Source organism: Vibrio sp. 1562, from assembly GCF_033340155.1.
Lineage (GTDB): Bacteria > Pseudomonadota > Gammaproteobacteria > Enterobacterales > Vibrionaceae > Vibrio > Vibrio alginolyticus.
The window spans coordinates 1-513 of sequence record NZ_JAWOVY010000794.1; the positions used below are offsets into that span (position 1 = coordinate 1).

The window sequence follows — 513 nt, forward strand, 5'->3', positions numbered from 1 at the left end:
TTCGTGGTCAGGCAGCGGCGAGGAAAAAGGTTAAGTCTGCGGACATCGTCCTTTACCATAAACCGAGTATGCCTCTAGCCGTTGTCGAAGCAAAAGCGAATAAGCATGAAATCGGCAAAGGTATGCAACAAGGTCTAGATTACGCCAGCTTACTTGAAGTCCCTTTTGTCTTTGCCTCAAATGGCGACGGTTTTATCTTCCACGACAAAACCAACCCAGCTCAACTCGAAACTGAAATTCGACTTGAAGACTTCCCGACACCTCAGCAACTGTGGGACAAGTACTGCGTTTGGAAAGGCTACAAAACCGAGCATCTTCCAGTCATTACTCAAGATTACCATGATGATGGTAGCGGTAAGTCTCCGCGCTACTATCAGCTACAGGCGATAAACAAAACCGTGGAAGCGGTAGCAGCAGGACAAAACCGCGTTCTCTTGGTTATGGCAACGGGTACGGGAAAAACTTACACTGCATTCCAGATTATTTGGCGACTATGGAAGTCCCGAGCCAAAA

Annotated in this window: 1 protein-coding gene; it reads left to right on the plus strand. The window is 47.6% G+C overall.

The features are described from left to right. The coding region (locus R7Z49_RS27710) for a DEAD/DEAH box helicase family protein (RefSeq protein ID WP_318112859.1) at positions 1 to 513 on the plus strand (513 nt) is incomplete at both ends.